The organism is Sphingomonas sp. (assembly GCF_050725575.1).
Taxonomy (GTDB): domain Bacteria; phylum Pseudomonadota; class Alphaproteobacteria; order Sphingomonadales; family Sphingomonadaceae; genus Sphingomonas.
Genome location: NZ_JBOHHW010000007.1, coordinates 23316 through 41232, shown reverse-complemented (window position 1 = coordinate 41232; position 17917 = coordinate 23316). Strand labels below are relative to the sequence as shown.

The window sequence follows — 17917 nt, the reverse complement described above, 5'->3', positions numbered from 1 at the left end:
ACACGACCGGGACGAGGTGGTTAGCTAGCGTCATGGATCGCGCAACTCTCGACACGCTGACGCCCGACGACATCGCTGCACGCCTTTCCGCATCGCCGGAGGAGCGGGCGGCGTTCGTGCTTCAGGCGGCCGAAGCTGGGGTTGCCGAGGCGCAGGCGGTGTACGGCCAGATGCTGCTCGACGGCACCGGCGTCGCACCCGATCCGCGCGCTGCGCTCGGCTGGTTCACCAAGGCGGCGGCGCAGCATCATGTCATGGGGCTCAACATGGTCGGGCGCTGCTACGACCTTGGCTGGGGCACTGCACCGGACAAGACCCGAGCGGCGGAATGCTACCGTATCGCCGCCGAACAGGGCCTGGACTGGGCGATGTACAATTATGCGACTCTGCTCGCGCTTGGCGACGGCGTGGTCGAGGACAAGGCGGCGGCGCTTGGCTGGCTGCAAAAGGCAGCGGCGATGGGCAATGCCAAGGCGATCAATTTCGTCGGCAGCTTTCATGAGGATGGCTGGGTGGTTGAACGCGACATGGGCGTCGCTGCCAATTGCTACGCAAAGGCGGCCGAGGGCGGCGATTTTCGCGGCCAGTTCAACCATGCTCGACTGCTCGGTGATGCGGGCCGGATTGACGAGGCGCTGGGCTGGCTTGGCCGGGTCGGCGAGACGGCGACTCCGGCGTTCATCGACAAGGCGGCGGCATGGCTCGCTGCCTCGCCTGTACCGGATTTCCCCACCCGCGGCGTCGCGGCATTGCGGAGCGGTGTGAGATGATGATCGCCATTCCCGATGTATTGGACCCGGGCCAGGTCGCCGAGATCCGCGCGCTGATCGATGCGGCGCACTGGATCGACGGCAATGCCACCTCGGGCGCGCAATCGGCGCTGGCCAAGCGCAACGAGCAATTGCCCGAGGAGTCGGATGCGGCGAAGCGCGCCGGCAATCTGGTGCTCGATGCGCTCGCCGCGTCACCGCTGTTCGTCGCCGCCGCTTTGCCGCTCAAGGTCTTTCCGCCTCTGTTCAACCGCTATGCAGGGGGACAGGCATTCGGCCTGCACGTCGACAATGCGATCCGCATCCGCCGCGGCAGCGATTTCCGCATCCGCAGCGACTTGTCGGCGACGCTCTTCCTTGAAGAGCCCGAGGAATATGACGGCGGCGAGCTGGTGGTCGAGGACCAGTTCGGCCGCCAGTCGGTCAAGCTGCCCGCTGGCCATATGCTGCTTTATCCCGCCTCGAGCCTGCACAAGGTCGAGCCCGTGACGCGCGGCACGCGTACCGCGTCCTTCTTCTGGATCCAGTCGATGGTGCGCGACGACGGCGCGCGGCGCATCCTGTTCGAACTCGACCAGGGCGTACAGTCGGTCGCTGCGGCGCAGGGGCAGGACGATGCGGCGGTGATCCGGTTGACCGGGGTGTATCACAACCTCCTGCGCCGCTGGGCCGAGGCCTGAGGATAGTCCCTCCCCGCTGCACGAGGGAGGAATTAGGCAGAATGATTCAAGTCAGGCGTCCGCAATGACAGAGTGGAGCTGGACAGGATGCCTCCCGGCATCCGTCCGCGCTCTTTCTCATGACGATAAAAACCACACGGACAGTCCAGGCTGTTCCGGCAAAAGCGCATGCTGTTATATGCTGCTATCTGCTGTTTTCATGCTGTTATTGAATAACAGCATCGGAGGTACCCATCTTGCTGAAAAGAAAGCGGAAATTTCCTCTGAAAATCCAACTTAACAGCATCGGAAAAATTTGGCGCAAATAACAGCATGAAACAGCACCGCGGCTCCCTAATCGAGCATTGCCTGCAACGGGCTCGACAGCAGTTCGCGATGCTCGGCCCCGTCGCGCAGCACGATCCGCGCCGCCAGTCCTTCGCGCTCGGCCAGCGCCATGCCGTCCTCCGCGCCGAGCACCATCAGTGCCGTGGCCCAGGCATCGGCCATCATGCACTCAGCATGGATCACGCTCGCCGATGCCACGTCATTGACCAGCGGTGCGCGCGTGCGCGGGTCGATCACATGGGCGTAGCGTGTGCCGTCGGCATCGAAGAAGCGGCGATAATCGCCCGAGGTCGCGACCGAGACACCGTGCAGCGCAAGCCGGATCGGGGTCAGGCGCGCGCCGGGCGGCGGTTCGAGATCGACCCACCAGGGCTGGGCGTCGGGCTTCGTCCCCTCGCCGCGCAGCTCGCCGCCGATCTCGACCAGGAAATCGCGTATGCCGAGCGCAAGCAGCGCGCGGGCCAGCGCATCGACCGCAAAGCCCTTGGCGATGCCCGACAGGTCGATCCGCACATCGGCGGTGCGGCGGACGCGGTTGCCCTGCCGCTCGATCGCGGCTCGGCCCGAGGCTGTCGCGGCGATCTCTTCGTCACTCGGTCGCCCGGTGCGCGCACCGGCCGGGCCGAAGCCCCACAGGTCGACCAGCGTCCCGGCGGCGGGATCAAACGCGACACCGCTCGCGTCCGCCACGGCGAGGCCGGCATCGAGGACATAAGCGAGATCGGCGCGCAGGCTGTGCCACTCGCCGACCGGCGCGGCATTCACCCGCGAGAGAAGCGAGCCCGCTTCCCAATGGCTCATCTCATCGATGACATCGTCCAGCGCGCGTTCGATGGCTCCGTTCAGCTCGGCCGCCGGGCGTGGCGAAACGATCCGGGCGCTCCAGGTCGTGCCCATCGTCGCACCGCCCAGCGCGATCACGCCTGCGCCGGGGTCGCGCCGCCGGAATGCGTCGGCGGATACCGCCGGCGGAATGGCAATGCGAGGCTGGTACATGTTCAGGGCTGATGCACCTCGAGCACGGCGGTGTAGCTCATGCGCTTGCTCGCATTGGGGATGGCAGTGCTCGGCGCGGTGGCGGTGGCGTTGATCCAGTACATGCCCGCTGCCGGCCAACTGATCGCGACCTGTCCTGCCGCATCGGTGGTGAAGGTCTTCTCATCGACTGACTTGCGATAGCGGCTGCCGCCGGGAATGACGGTGACGGTCAGCTGCGCGGCGGGCTTGCCGTCGGCGGTGAAGCGGAACGTCGCCGGCTCGCCGGTGACGAGATCGTTCGGATGGGTCACCGGGACCAGCTCAAGGCCGACACCGGTCGGTTTCAGCACCGTTTCGGTCGGCGCGCCGGCCGTTACGAACACTTCGTTGCGGTTGACGGATTCGGTCAGCTTCACATCGGTCGCGCCGGCCGGGATCGCGGTGGCGAGCTGGTCCGGCCTGGTGCCGCGCGGCAGGCGTTGCTCGACGCCGCCAACCTTGAAGCTGCCCATCACGCCGCCATTCTGCACCACCAGCTTGTACGTGCCCTTCTGCACCATGTGCAGGTCGAAGGTCGCGCGGTACTGGCCGATATTGACATGCTCGACCTTCCCCGGCGTGCCGTCGGGCTGGATCACGGCTGGTTCGGCACGAAGCGGCTGATGATCGGGGAAGAACAGGTCGTTCGATGCGGCGGCATCGAAGGTGATCCAGTCGTCGTCACCCGACACGATCGTGGTCGAGGGCAGCAGCCACAGGCGGTGCGCCTGCAGCGGGGCGGCGATTGCGACGGTGCCGAGAGCGGCGAGGAGCGTTGCACGGAGCTTGGTCATGGAAGCGATCCTCTTGGTTACGGCTTGAAGGTGGCGGAAACGGCGCCGAGCTCGGTCGTGCCCGCGGCCTGGATCGTCTGGCCCGGCTTGAGCGGCCAGGAGAAGGGCAGGCGGATCACCTCGCGCCCGCCGACTTCGCGCGCGGCCTCGACCACCAGCGTGTACTGGCCGGGCTTGAGCCCGCCGAGCCGCGCGGCGTTGATGCTGATCTTCTGCACGCCCGGCGCGCGTGTCGCGCCCGAGCTGCCGTCGGCGATATAGCTGCCCGACCGGCCCGAAGCGCGCCACCAGCCGCGCACTTCATTGAGCCATTTGCGGCCTTCGTCCTTTGCCTTGGCGACATCGTACCAGATCGACAGCGTCTTGGCGGGCGCGCCGGTCGCCTCGAGATACACCGCGACATAGGGCTTGTGATACTCGGCGACCGACAGCCGCGGGACGGTGATCGACACGTCGACCGACTGTGCTGCGGCAGGGCCGGTGGCGATCAGCCCGGCGGCGGTTCCGGTCAGGATGAGATGGTGGCGAAGCTGCATCGATAGGCTCCCTTAATGGATGAAGATGACGGCGATGATTGCCGGAATGGCGAAACCCAGCGCGACCAGCGGCCAGGTGACCGGGCGCTTGGCGGCGTGCAGCCAGAGCAGCACCAGCCCGGTCAGCGCGAAGATCAGGCAGGCAAAGGCGAAGATGTCGATGAACCAGCTCCACGCCTTGCCCGCGTTGCGGCCCTTGTGGAGATCGTTGAGATAGCTGATCCAGCCGCGATCGGTGAATTCGGACGTCACCGCGCCGGTCGCCCGCTCGATCGTTACCCAGCCATCGCCGCCGGGGCGCGGTAGCGGCAGATAGACCTCATCGGCCGACCATTCCGCCTCGCCGCCCGCGCCGACCGAGAAGGTCTGTTCGACCCAGCGCGCGACCGGCACGGGCAGTGGTTTCTTGGTGTCGGGCGCATCATTGGGAGCAATCTGCGGCAACAGGGCCTTGGGGAGCTGGGCGGCGTGCTCCGCGACCACCGGTTTCGCCTCGATATCGGCGGCATGGTTGAGCGTGAAGCCGGTGACCGCGAACAGCAACAGCCCGATCAGGCTGACCGCCGAACTGATCCAGTGCCAGGTGTGGAGCTGTTTGAGCCAGAAGGTCTTGCGCCGTGGCTTTTGCCGCGCGGCCGGGCTGTTCATGGGTGGAGGCGCATCCCGACTCATATTGAGAATGACTCGCGATAACGCGAACGATTCTCAATTGCAAAGGGTATCCTCCCCGGCTCGGGGAGGGGGACCATTTGCTCTTCAGCAAATGGTGGAGGGGGCGTGTCAAGCAGCGTATCGCTTATGGAGAGCCCCCTCCACCACCCGCTTGAAGTAAGCGGGCGGTTCCCAGCGTCGGGTCGATCATGCTCCTAGCATGATCTTGGACTGCCGGGGGGCAGTCCAACCCGACACTTCGTGCCGGGGAGGATCAGGAAGTCACCGCCCCAGCAGCACCCGCGCCTGGCCGGCGATCTGCGCCAGCATCGCCGCGTTCGGCGCCGGCGCGTTGCGGGCACGGTCGACCACCGCCTTGAACTGCGCCACGCGCTGGGCATTGGCGGTCAGCCAGCTCTCGACCAGCGCCTGCGGATCGCGCTCGCTGCGGCCGAGGAAATCGAGCCGCAATTGCTGGAAGTCGCGCGCCAGACCGGCGATCAGCAGCCGCTCCCACGGATCGCTCGGGCTGATCCGCGCGGCATTGGTCTGCGCCCAGTCGAGACCGAGCGCCTGGCCGAGCCGGGTAAAGGCATGAGTCAGCACTGTCTCGTCGAGCTTCAGCCGGTTGCCGAGATCGGCAAGGCCGACCGCGCCGTCGAGCTCGAACAGCCGCACGACCTTCTGCACCAGCTTCTTCGGCGCCCCGGCCTCTTCGAGCCGGCCCGCGATCCGCGCGCTCTGTGCATTGGCTTCGTCGCGCAGCAGCGCCTTGTGCTGCTTGTCGAGCTCGCCAATGCCTTTGGCGATCCGCGCCAGCACCTCGCCGGGGCCGGTGCCGGGATGGGTAATGCGCAGCAGGTCGGCGATCTGCGCCCGGGTCGCCACCGCGACCTCATCGAACAATGCGATGCGTGCCACTTCGGGCATCGCCGCAGTCTCGATCTCCTTCCATAGGGCAGGCAGGTCGAAAAGCCGCTCGGCCACGACGAACATCGCCGCGATGTCGCTCATCGCCGCGCCTTCCTCCTCGGCGAGCTCGAACGGATAGAGCACGCCCATGCGGTTGATGATGCGGTTGGCGAGCTTGGTCGCCACGATCTCACCACGCAGCCGGTGGCTGTCGATCGCCGCGCCGAACTTCTTGCGCATCGCCGGCGGGAAGGCGGCATGGAGATCGGGCGCAAGCGCCGGATCGGCACCGAGCTCGCCATGCTCGATCGAATCCTGCAGCGCGAGCTTCGCGGTCGCCAGCAGCACGGCGAGCTCAGGCCGGGTCAGGCCGCGATTCTCTTGCACGCGGCGCAGCAGGTCATCGTTCGACGCCAGTCCCTCGACCAGGCGGTCGAGCCGGCCGCCATCCTCGAAGATCTCGATCACGCGGACATAGCTGGGCACCGCTTGCGGCCCGTCATGCTCCATCACTGACAGGGCAAGCGTTTGCAGCCGGTTATCCTCAAGCACGAGATGCGCGACATCGTCGGTCATGCTGGCGAGCAGCACGTTGCGCTTCTCATAGGCGAGGCGGCCCTCGATCATCTCGCGGTTGAGCGCGATCTTGATGTTGACCTCATTATCCGAGCAATCGACACCGGCCGAATTGTCGATGAAGTCGGTGTTGATCCGCCCGCCGCGCGCGGCAAAGGCAATGCGCCCGGCCTGAGTGACGCCGAGATTGGCGCCCTCGCCGATCGCGGTCGCGCGCAGCTCCTCGGCATTGACGCGCAGCCGGTCATTGGCAGGATCGCCGACCTGGATGTTGTTCTCCGCCGCTGCCTTCACATAAGTGCCGATGCCGCCGAACCAGATCAGGTCGACCCGACTTTTCAGAATCGCGGAGATCAGCGCGGTCGGCTCCATCTCGGCCGCGTCGAGGCCGAGCGCGGCGCGGATTTGTTTCGACAGCTTGATCGTCTTGTCGGTGCGCGGGAACACGCCGCCGCCCTTGGAGATCAGCTTGGCGTCGTAATCCGCCCAGCTCGACCGCGGCAGCGCGAACATGCGGTTGCGCTCCTCCCAGCTCGCTGCGGGATCGGGATCGGGATCGAGGAAGATGTGGCGATGGTCAAACGCGGCGAGGATCTTCAGCGTCTTCGACAACAGCATGCCGTTGCCGAACACGTCGCCCGACATGTCGCCGCAGCCGACCACGGTGATCGGATCGGTCTGCACATCGACGCCGCGCTCGGCGAAGTGGCGCTGTACCGAGAGCCAGGCGCCCTTGGCGGTGATGCCCATCGCCTTATGGTCATAGCCGACCGAGCCGCCGCTGGCGAAGGCATCGCCGAGCCAGAAATTATGCTCGAGCGCGATCGCATTGGCGACGTCGCTGAAGGTCGCGGTGCCCTTGTCGGCGGCGACCACGAAATAGGGGTCCTCGCCGTCATGAACCACGACCGAGCGGGGATGGACGACCTTGTTCTCGACGATATTGTCGGTGATCGATAGCAGCGAGCGAATGAACACGCGGTAGCTTTCCGTCCCCTCGGCCAGCCAGGCGTCGCGGTTCGACGATGCCGGTAGCTGCTTGGGATAGAAGCCGCCCTTGGCGCCGGTCGGCACGATCACCGCGTTCTTGACGCGCTGCGCCTTCATCAGGCCGAGGATCTCGGTGCGGAAGTCGTCGCGCCGGTCGGACCAGCGCAGGCCACCGCGTGCGACCGGACCGGCGCGCAGATGGATGCCCTCGACGCGCGGGGAATAGACCCAGATCTCACGCCACGGCACCGGCGCGGGCAGGCCGGGGACGAGATGGCTGTCGAGCTTGAAGGCGAGGGCGACCTGGCCGGCCGGCGCAAAGGCGTTGGTGCGCAGCGTCGCGGCGATCACGCTGTACAGCGCGCGCAGGATGCGGTCGTCGTCGATCGCCGACACGGCGTCGAGCCCGCGCTCGATCGCGCCGTCAGCGGTTTCGATCGCGGCGGCCGCCTTGGCGGTGCGGGCCGGATCATGCGCTGCGTTGAACCGGTCGATCAGCGAGGCGGCGACCTTCGGCGCGCGGCGCAGCGCGTCGACCACCGTGACCAGGCCGTAGGTCATCCCGGCCTGGCGCAGATAGCGGAACCAGGCGCGGAACAGCACGACCGCGCCCGGCGCCATGCCGGCATCGACGATCAGCCGGTTGAACGCGTCATTCTCCGCCTTGTTCTCAAGCACTGCGGCGATCGCATTCTCGAGGATCGCGGGGTCGCCGCCGAACGCGTCGCGCGCTGCCCCGAGTCCGATCTCGATCAGGAATTCATGGACAAAGGCCTGGGCGTCGTCGGCCAGCGCAGTCGGGATTTCCTCGATCACGCGGAAGCCGAAATTCTCCAGCACCGGCACCGCATCGGACAAAGCGAGCGCCCCGCCGAGGCGGTAGATCTTGAGCCGCGCCTGCCCGGCGCCGTCGCGGTACAGCCGCACCGAACGGTCGTCGGGTGTCTCCAGCCGCGACAGCCGCACGATATCGCGCGCGGCCTCTTCGGGCGGGTTGGCGGTGCGATAACCCTGCGGGAAGCAATTGGCGTAGCGTAGCGCCATGCGCGCGGCACGCGCGGGCTCGACGCTGTCGGGCCGTGTCGTGTCGGTCAGGGCCGCCTCGATCGCCGGGACCCAGCCGCGCACCATGCGGCCGAGCCGGGCATCGAGCGGGGCGGCATCGGGCATATGGCCGTCGCCACGCAGGTCGAGGGTGAAGCGCATCATCGCCACGACGCCGTCCTCAAGCGCGATCGACCAGTTGAGCAGGCTGGCATTGGCCGCCTCGGCAAGCATTTCGCCGATCGCGACGCGCCGCGCGGTGGTCAAATCGTCGCGCGGCAACCACACGAACGCGAACAGATGCCGGCCGAGCGTGGAGCGCACCAGCACCAGCTTGGGCCGCGGCCGGTCGGCCAGCGACATGGCGGTCAGCGCAAGCTCTTCGAGCTGTTCGGTGTCGAACGCGGTGACCAGATCGTGCGGGAGCGCGGCGAGCGCATGAGTCAGCGCCTTGCCGGTATGGCCCTTGGGATCGAAACCGAACTTCGCCTCCAGCGCGGTCAGCCGTGCGCGCAGCACCGGCACTTCCTGCGGCGGCGCGCCAAGTGCGGCACTGGTCCACAATCCGGCATGGATCGACAGGCCGGTGACTTTCTTGCCGGCCATGACCGGAACCAGCACCAGGTCGAGCGGCACATGGCGGTGCACGCCCGAAATCTGGTTGGACTTGAGCAGCAGCGGCGCTTCACCGCCCTTTTCGAACCATTTGATCGCCAGCAGGCGCGACGCATCGGCGAGCACCGGCACGTCATGCTGGTGACGGCTGATGCCGAGCTGCGCATCGCACTTGCCGTCGACATGCCATTTCTCATGGCCGAGCAGGGTCATGTTGCCGTCGAGGAGCCATTGCAGCAGCGCCGCGCCCTCATTCTGGCCGAGCCGGGCGATATCCTCACCCAGCGCGCCCTGCAGCGCGGGCCAGTCGGCCACTGCCGAGCGCACGTCACGCAGGTTGCGTTCCAATGCGGTGAGCAGGTCGCGGCGTTCGCGCGCATCGGCGCGCTCCATCTCGATATAGATCATCGATTCGGGCGCCCCGCCGGCGCTGTCATCGACCTTGCTCAGCACGCCGTCCGCGCCGCGCGTCACCCGGACGACGGGATGGATGATCCGGTCGATGACGACGTTGTGCGCACCGATCGTCGCGGCGATCGAATCGACCAGGAAGGGCATGTCGTCATTGACGATGGCGAGTCGCATGCGGCGGCGCGGGTCGGTGCCGGCCATCGCCTCAAGCGAGAGGGTGGGGACGCCGGGGGCCCGGGTTTCCGCGGTCGCCGCCATGAACATGGCGGCCTCCGCCCGTTCGGCCTTGCCGAACCCCTGCAACTCGCCCGGAAGCGCGCCTTTGGTCAGCCGGACGGCAAGCGCATCCGACAGCGATTTGAGCATAGTCTTGGCCATGCGGCGACCTATGCGCCGGTCGCGTTTCGACCTCAACCCTTATGGCAATGCACAATCGCAAAGAGGGTGGGGATGCCGCGAAAATCCTTCCCCGGTCTCCGGGGGAGGGATCGGAGGGTCAGCTCGCCGCGCGCATCGCGCGGTGCGTCAGGACGCTGTCGTCGTCGATTGCGGCCACGATATCGAGCGTGTCGCCGGAACCCGCACGGGCCAGCAGCACGACATAATCGCCGGTCGCGACATGCGTATCGATCGACACGCTCGCCAGAGTCGGCCGGCTGCGCAGCGCGTCCGCCGGATCGGCCTGCGCCTTGGATGCTGGCTGGCGCAGCGCGCGTTCGGCCTTGACCACGCCCTTGATGCCGCCCTCGAACCCGTCGAGGAACACGCCCAGCCCACCGGTCGCGACACCTGCGCGGCGTGCGTGCGACAGGACAGTGGCGAATTCGGTCAGGCGCGTCTTGTCGTAATCGGCACCGAACACGAGCTTGACGATCGGAGTCATCGGCGCGCGCAGCTGCACGGCAATCCCGGCATCGTCGAGCAACGCCTGGTACCCGGCCGGATCGGCATCGGCACAGGCGGCAAAGTCATGCGCGCGGCCCAGCGCGCGGTACAGCGTCGCGCGGCTGCGCGTGTCGTGCGCGCGGACCGCGGCGGCGGTCTGCTGCGCCAGCATCAGCTGGTCGGACAGGCTGGCGCCGAGCATCGGTGAACCGTCATCGACCGTCATACCCGTATCGCTGATCTCCGGCTCGGGGGCGGCACCGTCGAATCCCCCGCTGGGACCATCGGCCCAGACCGGCGCGTTGGCCGGCGTGCGCGGCGCGGCGCGGACCGATTCGGCGACCTCGGCATCGAGCTTCGCCTGTGTCTCGGCATCGACGAGCTCTTTCCAGTTGATCACGCCATAGATGAAATCGATCGTATCCTCGTCGGACGAGAAGGGCATCAATATGCCGCGGTACATGGTGTTGTGGCCGCGCGTGGCGATGAACTCGGCCTCGAAGCCGATTGGCGCGCGATTCGCGATGATCTGCAGATAATGGTCGGTCAGGCGCGACAGCAGCGATCGGCTCGGCACCTGGGAAATCTGCGTGACCGACGAATCGAGCCCGCATTCCTCGCGCAGCGCGCTGCCCAGAAAGGCGATGATCGGGTCCTCGATCCCGCGCGAGAAATCGAGCAGCACGCTGTGCGGGCCGAAATCGGCGATGCTGGCGGGGTCGAGATCCTCGATCGAGGGATAGGCGCGGCCCTGCAGCAGCGACACCCAGTGATTATAGGCGCGGACATGCATCCGGCGCTCATCGCTGCCGATGTCGAGCACGGGTTCGGTGCCGCCGGCATAGGCGGCCTCGTCATCCGTACCGGTCCGATCCTCGTCGAAGCCGCGAACATTATCCATTACGCAAAAGACCCTCACCGAACGAATAACCGCCCATCACCCGGCCGTTGTGCACCGGATGTGGTAAACGTTGCGTAAAGGCATTGTGCGCCCAACTGCTTCCGGCGGGCGCTCCGGTTGGACGGTCGGCGCAGGCGGTGCGCGCGGCGCTTGTCAGGCCCGGGAGGACCTGCTAACCGCCGCGACCTTGCCGGGGCTCGTTGCGGGCCCCGCCGGTATGCCGCTTTAGCTCAGTTGGTAGAGCATCGCATTCGTAATGCGGGGGTCACAGGTTCGAGTCCTGTAAGCGGCACCAGACCATACCGAGAACAAGGCTAGAAAACCGCAGAAATCTGCGATATATTGGCTCTCGTCGGTCCCACGAAATCTCATTATGTTCCGTCGTGGTCCACTCAAAATGGACCACGAATCGGTGGACCACGAACGAGCCAAGGAGGCGTGGTCCACCATGCTTACGAATGTGCAGATTCGCGCGTTGAAACCCCAAGCGCGGCCCTACAAGGTGCCTGACGCCGACGGGCTGTTTCTATTGGTCCAGCCAACCGGTGCCCTCCTGTGGAGATTTCGCTTCAAGGTCTTCGGTACCGAGCGAAAGCTTTCGCTCGGTACCTTTCCCTCCGTGACGGTCCAGCAAGCGCGCAAGAAGCGCGACGAGGCGCGCGCGCAGCTCATCGACGGCATCGATCCCGTTCAGGAAAAGCAGGAGAAGCGGCTCGAGGCTGAACTCGCCGCCAAAACCACCTTCAAGCTGGTGGCAGAGGAATTCATCGAGAAGATGGAGCGGGAGGGAAAATCTCCTGCCACCATCAAGAAGGCGCGCTGGTTTCTCGAGTTGTTGGGCGGCATCGCCGGCCGGCCCATCGCTTCGATAACTCCACATGAACTGCTCGACGTATTGAAGCGGGTCGAGCGTCGCGGGCACCACGAGACCGCGCTGAGACTTCGAGCGTTTGCCGGCCGCGTTTTTCGATATGGCTTCGCCACGCTGCGCGCCGACCGCAATCCGGCGGACATTTTGCGCGGGGCCCTTACGGTACCCAAGGTCAAGCATCACGCCGCGATCGTTGAGCCGAAAAAGGTCGGCGATCTGTTGCGAGCGATCGAGGATTATAAGGGGCGTCCGGAGACGCTGTTTGCATTGCGGATAGCACCGCACGTGTTCCTGCGCCCCGGCGAATTGCGACAGGCGAAGTGGAGCGAAATCGATTTTGCGGACAAGGTCTGGCGTGTGCCAGCTGAGCGCATGAAAATGAAGCAGCCACATGCCGTGCCGTTGTCACGTCAGACGGTCTATCTGCTCCAGGAATTGCGGTCGCTCGCGAGACCGAGCGAGTTTCTGTTCCCAGCTCTGCATACGACCAAGCGCTCGATCTGTGAGAATACGTTGAACACCGCACTCCGGCGGCTGGGCTTTGACCATGATGAGATGACCAGTCACGGCTTTCGAGCGATGGCGAGCACCTTGCTCAACGAATCCGGTCTTTGGCATCCTGACGCAATCGAGCGGGCACTAGCGCACGGCGAGAGAGATCGGGTTCGAGCAGCGTATAACCGAGGGGCGCACTGGGCTGAGCGCGTCCGCATGGCGCAGTGGTGGTCGGATTATCTCGATCAGCTTCGCGTCGGAGGCAAAGTGATCAAGGGAAAATTCCGGAAGCGAGCCTAGGCGGCTATTGGGCCGATTGCGGAATGGCAGCTTGAAGCGCCAGTATAGCAGGAAATGGACATCTCTGTGCCATCGCGGCTTTCTTCTCCACGCTGACGATTGCCGCTGCGTGGGCTTTTCACGGCGGGATCCCGTCGTCTTGGCGATTTCTGCCACGACGCGGACAGTTTGTAATGTCGCGCGCTCCCTGGTGTGCAGAACATGCCGCACCTAGCGAGTCTTCCGTCGAAGCCGACTAACGTCACGCTGTGGATCGCCGATCGCAGCAGGTCGAAGATGAAGCCGCGGGAAAAGAGCATGAGCGCTGTGGCGCCGCAGTGCAGTCGTTCGGTGAGAGCACTCGTGGCGAATTATACGGCCTGAACACTAGAGACGCGCAGGCGGCGCGGGTCTCACCCTAGCGCGCACTCCGAGTGGATGTCGGCCCCAACCACGGAGCGGGCGATCGAGGCGAGGTGGGGATGGTGGGTGAAGAAGAGGACCTGCGTCGACCTGGCGAGCTCCGCCAGCACGCGGAAGCCCGCTTCGGACCGGTCGTCGTCGAAGTTGACGAAGAGGTCGTCGGCGAGGAACGGCAGGCGCACGCCCGCGGCGACGGACTGCTCGACGGCGGCCAGGCGCAATGCGAGGAACAGCTGGTCGGTGGTACCCTCGCTCATGGCGCCGACCTCGACGACGGTCCTGCCGTCGTCACGGAGTCCGAGGAGGCGCGGCGAAGCGGCGTCGCTGTCGATCCGCAGCGCGGCGTATCGCCCGATCGTCAGGGCCGAGAAGAGCTCCGAGGCGCGAAGCAGCATCGGATCCTGGTGTTGCTCGCGATATCTCTCGATCGCCCAACGCAGCGTCACCGCCTGCGCCCGCTTCAGGATGTATTGCTCCGAAAGGACCGCCAGCTCCGCGCGAGCCTGCCCCGCGTCCGTGGCAGCGTCGATGGCGCTGTCTCCCTCCTGCTCGAGATTAGCGAATGCCCTCCGTGCATCCCCGAGCACCCCGGCTGCGGCATCCACCTCGGCGTTGAGGTCCGCCAGTTGGGACGCGAGCGTCTGCGTCCTGGCCGCCAGGCCGTCCGGATCGACGCCGTCGAGGGATCCGAGGAGTTCCACGAGACCCTTGCCATCGCCGGCCGATGTGATCGCCGTCTCGGCATCCGCGACCGCTTCTCGGAGTGCCCTGACCGCGCGGGAGCGCGCGATGGCGACGGCGAGCTCGTCGACGCCCTCCGAGCCCGTCTCCGCCATCAGGCTCCTGAGGGAATCCATGGCCGCCCTCAACCTGGCCTCCTCGGCCGCCACCTCTTCGTTGCGGGCCTTCATGGTGGCCTTCAGGGCGTCCATGACCTTGGCCGTGGCGCGCGCGGAGGTCAGGCGGCTGCGGAGCGCCGTCAGCCGCTCCTCCGGGTCCCCCGACGAGGGGACGCCGAGGGCGGCGGCGGCCGCGTGGACCCGGGCGCCGTGATCCGCCGCGTCCCTTTCCATCCCGTCGAGCCGTCCCTGCAGGTCCGACAGCGCCTCGATCTCGACGCGCAGCTCCTCGAGTATGTCGAGCGCGGCGGGCGCGTTCCCGAGCTCGAGGTCGAGCCCGGTCTGGTCGAGCTGCTCGCGCCACTGAGCTTCGCGGACGGCCACCGCGTCTTCGAGCCGCTTCCTACGCCGTCCGAGGGTGTCGGCGTCCTGTTCGATGCGGGCTGCGGCGGCTTCGTCGAGCCGTCTCTGCTGCTCGGCCGCCTCGAGGTCGGCCCGCAGTCGCTCGGCGATCGCCAGGATGGTCGCAATCTCGGCGGCGTCCAGCGGCGCGGCGCCCTCGGGGAGGCATGATGCGAGTGCCTGGCGCACCTTTGCCCGGCGGACGTTGGCCGCCTCGACTTCTGCCATCGCCGCGACGGATGCGGCGTGCGCCGCTTCGGCGACGTCCCTTGCGGCGTTCCAGGCGACGAGGCGCGTCGGCTCCATGTCGACATGGCCCGCCGCTTCCAGCCTCTCCCGCCAGGCGCCGCGTTCGGTGTTGACGCGCTGCTCGGCGCCCTTCGCGCGGAGCTCCGCCTGCTCCGCGTCGAGCGTGAGCTTTGCGATCCGGTCCTGCATGTCGGCGAGACGGCTCGACTCGTCGGCCGCCGCGAACCGCAGGTCGCTGAGCTGGTCCGCCTCCGCCAGCGTGGCTTCGAAGACAGTGACGGCTTCGCTCGGCGCGGCGACCGGCGCGGCGGCCAGGATGTGGTCGCGGAGTGGGCGCCAGTGTTCGTTGCGGGCGGTGCGCGCGCTCTGGATGTCCTCCGCGGCAACCGCGCTCCCGGAGGCGAGCTGCTCCATCTGGAGGGAGAGGGCCGCGGCCTCCTCCCGGGCACGGCCGGCGGCGGCGGCCTCCCGCTCGGCTTCGGCCGAGAGGTTCGCCATGGCCGTGCGCGCCTCGTCGATCTCCGCCTGTCCGATCCGGGGAAGCTCCAGGAGCGCCACGTCGTCGCCGCGCCACGGCGCCAGCCGCGAAAGCGACCGCGCCAAGGTCGTCGAGGCTGCGTCGGCCGCGCTCCGCAGCGACTGGCAGCGGGCGTCGATGTCGGCACCGAGCGCTCGCGCGGCGTCGACGGCGGCGATGACCGAACCCAAGTCGATCTTCGGGTTGTCGTCGGCCTTGCGCGGGAGACCGGACGCTGCCTTCCGCCGTTCGTCGAGCTCCTCCTCGCTCTGCGCGATCTGGGCGATCGCCGACCTGTCCTCGACGTGCGCGAGCGCGAGTTCGCGCAGCCTCGCGCTGACAATGCGTGATGGTGGATCGGCGGCCAGCGCGCCGGCCTCCTCTCGCAGGCGTTCGATCCGGCCGGTCCGGGTGGCGTGCTCGGTCCTGAGCCGCACCATGTCGCTGCTCGCCTTCGCGACCGCTCCCGAGGCGGTCACGAGCGCGTCGACAAGGTCCGCCTGGGCCAGTATCGCCTCGTCCGCCACGAGCGCATTCACGCGCTCGCCCGCTTCCTCGGCCAGGTTCGCCGCGGCGGCCTTCGCGCGGCCGGCGGACGCGGCCTCGGCCATCGCGGTTTCCGCCGCCTCCTCGCGCTGGGCAGCCAGCTCGATGGTCGCGCCGTGTGCCTTGAGTGCGGCCAGATGTTCCGCCCGCAGGCGCGCCGACGGCGCTATCCGGCGGATCCGTTCCGCGCGGCTCATCTCGGCGAGCAGCTCGTCGCGCCGGCGTTGGGCGTCGTCCAACGCGGCCTGCGCGGTCGCCACCGCCGCCCTCGCGTCGGTCCAGATCCTCGGTCGGAGCGACCGGTCGCGGATGGAGCGCAGACCCGCCTCCAGTTCGCGCTGCGCGACGGTGAAGGAGCGTTTGTTGGACGCGCGTGGACCCCAGATGGCGTCCGCCTCCTCCTCCAGCCGCGCCAGCTCGTCCGAGACTCCGGTCAGGCCGGAGCCTGCCGCGAACAGCGCCCGGCCGAGATCGTTGCGGGCCTCGACCATCGCCTTGCCGCCGGCCCGTAGGCCCTCCTGGTCCAGGCTGAACGAGAGGCCGAAGGTCTCCCTCGTCTGTCCCCTGAGCATTGTGAGGAGCGGTCCCTCGTCGATCGGCCGGTCGTCCGGACCCAGTAGCGACGCGTTCGGAGCCTTCTTGCGGCGGCAGGCCAGCGTCGCGCCCTCGTCCTCGAGCACGGCGCCGACCCGCAGGAGCGCATAGTCGTACATGAAGTTGTATGGCGATCGGACGGGGAAGCCGAACAGGAGGTCCGACACTGCGGCGAGCGACGTGGTCTTGCCGGCCTCGTTCGCGCCGTAGATGACGTGCAGGTCCGGTTGGCCGCTGCGGAACGAGAGCGTGCAGTCCTCGAAGTGCCCGTACCGCTCGAGCGACAGGTTGACGAAGCGCACCTACGCCTCCCCGGTCAGGCGAGATCGCAGCGCGAGCGTTGCCGTCTGAAGCACCGCCGTCCAGTCGCCATCGCCCGCGGATCGCCACAGGCCCTCGTCGTCGGCGTCGTCCGGCGACTGGCCGAACGCGGCCTGCGTGGCGAGCAGGAACGGGGCCAGGTCCTCGGCGAGGAGGGCTGCGAGTTTCGGGTCGGTAGCCGCCTGTTCGATCAGGGACGATAGGTCGTCCCCGATCCGGATCTGCTTCGGTTGCGCGAGTGGCTCGACCAGCACCTTCACCCTTTCGATGAACAGGTCCGGCGATATCGACGCGGCGACCGCGCGCGCGTCGTCGCGGATCGACGAGACGCCGTCGTGCAGTGCGCCGGCGTCCGCCGTCTCGCCCGTGAGCGATACCCGCGCGACGAGGGGTAGGCCCGCCGCATAGGCCTGCCAGGTGGAGAGGAGCGATTCGCGCATGAGCGAGGCCACCGTGTCCGCCGCCGCCCCGGTGCAGTCGACCCCAACGTGCGCCCAGCGCAGCACGTCCAGCTCGATATGCTCGATGGAGACGACTTGGGCGTCTTCCACCGTCACCATCACCGCGCCCTTGGGCCCGGTCTCGCGGATCGTGCGTCCCTGCGTGTTGCCCGGGAAGATGACGTATGGGTCCTCGGAGACGATCTCGTGCTCGTGGACGTGGCCAAGCGCCCAGTAGTCATAATGCTTGGATCTGAGGTCCTCCAGGCTGCACGGAGCGTACGCGGCATGGCCCTGGCGGCCGGCCAGCGCGGTGTGGAGCACGCCGATGTTGAAGTGGTGCTCGACGGCGTCGGGATAGGCGAGGACGAGGTTGTCGGTCACGGCCGGCGTCGCGAAGCTCTGGCCGTGCACGGCGACGGCGAGTTCGGGCAGGACATGGGTTTCCGGGCGCCTCGTCCCGAACAGCTTCACGTTGGCGGGCCAGGGGATGCTGCGCGTAAGCACCGACTCCGCATCGTGGTTGCCGGACAGCAGGAAGACGGGGACGTCGGCCTGGGCGAGCCGCCCCATCGCGCGTGCGAAGTAGAGGCCGGTCCCCATGTCCTTCCAGTCGCCGTCGAACAGGTCGCCGGCGATCACCACGAAGTCGACCTCCTCGTCGAGGGCCCGCTGGACGAGGTTGTCGAATGCCGCCCGGGTTGCACCGCGGATGTCTTCCTCCGGTAGTCCCTCGTATCTCGACAGGCCGCGCAGCGGGCTGTCGAGGTGGATGTCGGCGGCATGCAGGAAACGGAAGTCTGTAATGGCTCACCCCCCACGCGCGGCCGCG

At 67.3% G+C, this 17917-nt stretch carries 11 protein-coding genes and 1 tRNA gene; 4 read left to right on the top strand and 8 right to left on the bottom strand.

Going from position 1 to position 17917, the window contains the following annotated elements:
* The first annotated feature begins 32 nt into the window (after positions 1-32).
* Both ACRECS_RS07030 and ACRECS_RS07025 read left to right on the top strand, forming a co-directional pair.
* Complete coding sequence (locus ACRECS_RS07030; RefSeq protein ID WP_431582252.1) at positions 33-770, top strand: tetratricopeptide repeat protein; 738 nt, start codon at positions 33-35, stop codon at positions 768-770.
* A complete protein-coding gene (locus tag ACRECS_RS07025) occupies positions 767-1450 on the top strand; it encodes a Fe2+-dependent dioxygenase (RefSeq protein ID WP_431582251.1) in 684 nt (227 codons plus the stop codon). Before ACRECS_RS07030 ends, ACRECS_RS07025 begins: the two co-directional genes overlap by 4 nt.
* 333 nt (positions 1451-1783) lie before the next feature.
* Here the strand turns inward: ACRECS_RS07025 and ACRECS_RS07020 are convergent, their stop codons facing one another.
* From ACRECS_RS07020 to ACRECS_RS06995, 6 genes are all read right to left on the bottom strand, one after another.
* Positions 1784-2773 (bottom strand): FAD:protein FMN transferase, encoded by a 990-nt coding sequence (locus ACRECS_RS07020; RefSeq protein WP_431582250.1) that lies wholly within the window; start codon positions 2771-2773, stop codon positions 1784-1786.
* 2 nt (positions 2774-2775) lie between these two features.
* Entirely contained in the window at positions 2776-3588 is an 813-nt protein-coding gene (locus tag ACRECS_RS07015) for a DUF4198 domain-containing protein (RefSeq protein ID WP_431582249.1), read from the bottom strand.
* Positions 3589-3605: 17 nt separating this feature from the next.
* Positions 3606-4124 carry a DUF2271 domain-containing protein gene (locus tag ACRECS_RS07010; protein WP_431582248.1) on the bottom strand — a complete coding sequence of 173 codons (519 nt, stop codon included), beginning with the start codon at positions 4122-4124 and terminating at the stop codon, positions 3606-3608.
* 12 nt (positions 4125-4136) lie between these two features.
* Positions 4137-4772, bottom strand: a complete 636-nt coding sequence (locus ACRECS_RS07005) for a PepSY-associated TM helix domain-containing protein (protein ID WP_431582247.1) — start codon at positions 4770-4772, stop codon at positions 4137-4139.
* A gap of 285 nt (positions 4773-5057) precedes the next feature.
* The gene (locus tag ACRECS_RS07000; RefSeq protein ID WP_431582246.1) at positions 5058-9701 is read right to left on the bottom strand and encodes an NAD-glutamate dehydrogenase; all 4644 of its coding nucleotides are present in this window, start codon (positions 9699-9701) and stop codon (positions 5058-5060) included.
* A gap of 118 nt (positions 9702-9819) precedes the next feature.
* A complete protein-coding gene (locus ACRECS_RS06995) occupies positions 9820-11109 on the bottom strand; it encodes a PAS domain-containing protein (RefSeq protein WP_431582245.1) in 1290 nt (429 codons plus the stop codon).
* Positions 11110-11328: 219 nt separating this feature from the next.
* Between ACRECS_RS06995 and ACRECS_RS06990 the strand changes: the two genes are divergently transcribed.
* Together ACRECS_RS06990 and ACRECS_RS06985 are read left to right on the top strand one after the other, a co-directional pair.
* A tRNA-Thr gene (locus ACRECS_RS06990) sits at positions 11329-11404 on the top strand.
* Positions 11405-11557: 153 nt separating this feature from the next.
* Complete coding sequence (locus ACRECS_RS06985) at positions 11558-12775, top strand: tyrosine-type recombinase/integrase (protein ID WP_431582244.1); 1218 nt, start codon at positions 11558-11560, stop codon at positions 12773-12775.
* A 392-nt stretch (positions 12776-13167) separates the two neighbouring features.
* Here ACRECS_RS06985 and ACRECS_RS06980 read toward each other — a convergent pair whose 3' ends face one another.
* Both ACRECS_RS06980 and ACRECS_RS06975 read right to left on the bottom strand, forming a co-directional pair.
* Positions 13168-16626, bottom strand: coding sequence for an AAA family ATPase (locus tag ACRECS_RS06980; protein ID WP_431582243.1), 3459 nt, complete (start codon positions 16624-16626; stop codon positions 13168-13170).
* On the bottom strand, positions 16627-17874 hold the full coding sequence (locus ACRECS_RS06975; protein WP_431582351.1) for a metallophosphoesterase family protein: 1248 nt from the start codon (positions 17872-17874) through the stop codon (positions 16627-16629). It abuts the gene before it with no gap.
* Positions 17875-17917: the final 43 nt, after the last annotated feature.

Excerpts from the sequence above, each read along its gene's own strand:
- ACRECS_RS07030 (WP_431582252.1), top strand. The coding sequence starts at position 33 with ATGGATCGCGCAACTCTCGACACGCTGACGCCCGACGACATCGCTGCA.
- ACRECS_RS07025 (WP_431582251.1), top strand. The coding sequence starts at position 767 with ATGATGATCGCCATTCCCGATGTATTGGACCCGGGCCAGGTCGCCGAG.
- ACRECS_RS07020 (WP_431582250.1), bottom strand. The coding sequence starts at position 2,773 with ATGTACCAGCCTCGCATTGCCATTCCGCCGGCGGTATCCGCCGACGCA.
- ACRECS_RS07015 (WP_431582249.1), bottom strand. The coding sequence starts at position 3,588 with ATGACCAAGCTCCGTGCAACGCTCCTCGCCGCTCTCGGCACCGTCGCA.
- ACRECS_RS07010 (WP_431582248.1), bottom strand. The coding sequence starts at position 4,124 with ATGCAGCTTCGCCACCATCTCATCCTGACCGGAACCGCCGCCGGGCTG.
- ACRECS_RS07005 (WP_431582247.1), bottom strand. The coding sequence starts at position 4,772 with ATGAACAGCCCGGCCGCGCGGCAAAAGCCACGGCGCAAGACCTTCTGG.
- ACRECS_RS07000 (WP_431582246.1), bottom strand. The coding sequence starts at position 9,701 with ATGGCCAAGACTATGCTCAAATCGCTGTCGGATGCGCTTGCCGTCCGG.
- ACRECS_RS06995 (WP_431582245.1), bottom strand. The coding sequence starts at position 11,109 with ATGGATAATGTTCGCGGCTTCGACGAGGATCGGACCGGTACGGATGAC.
- ACRECS_RS06985 (WP_431582244.1), top strand. The coding sequence starts at position 11,558 with ATGCTTACGAATGTGCAGATTCGCGCGTTGAAACCCCAAGCGCGGCCC.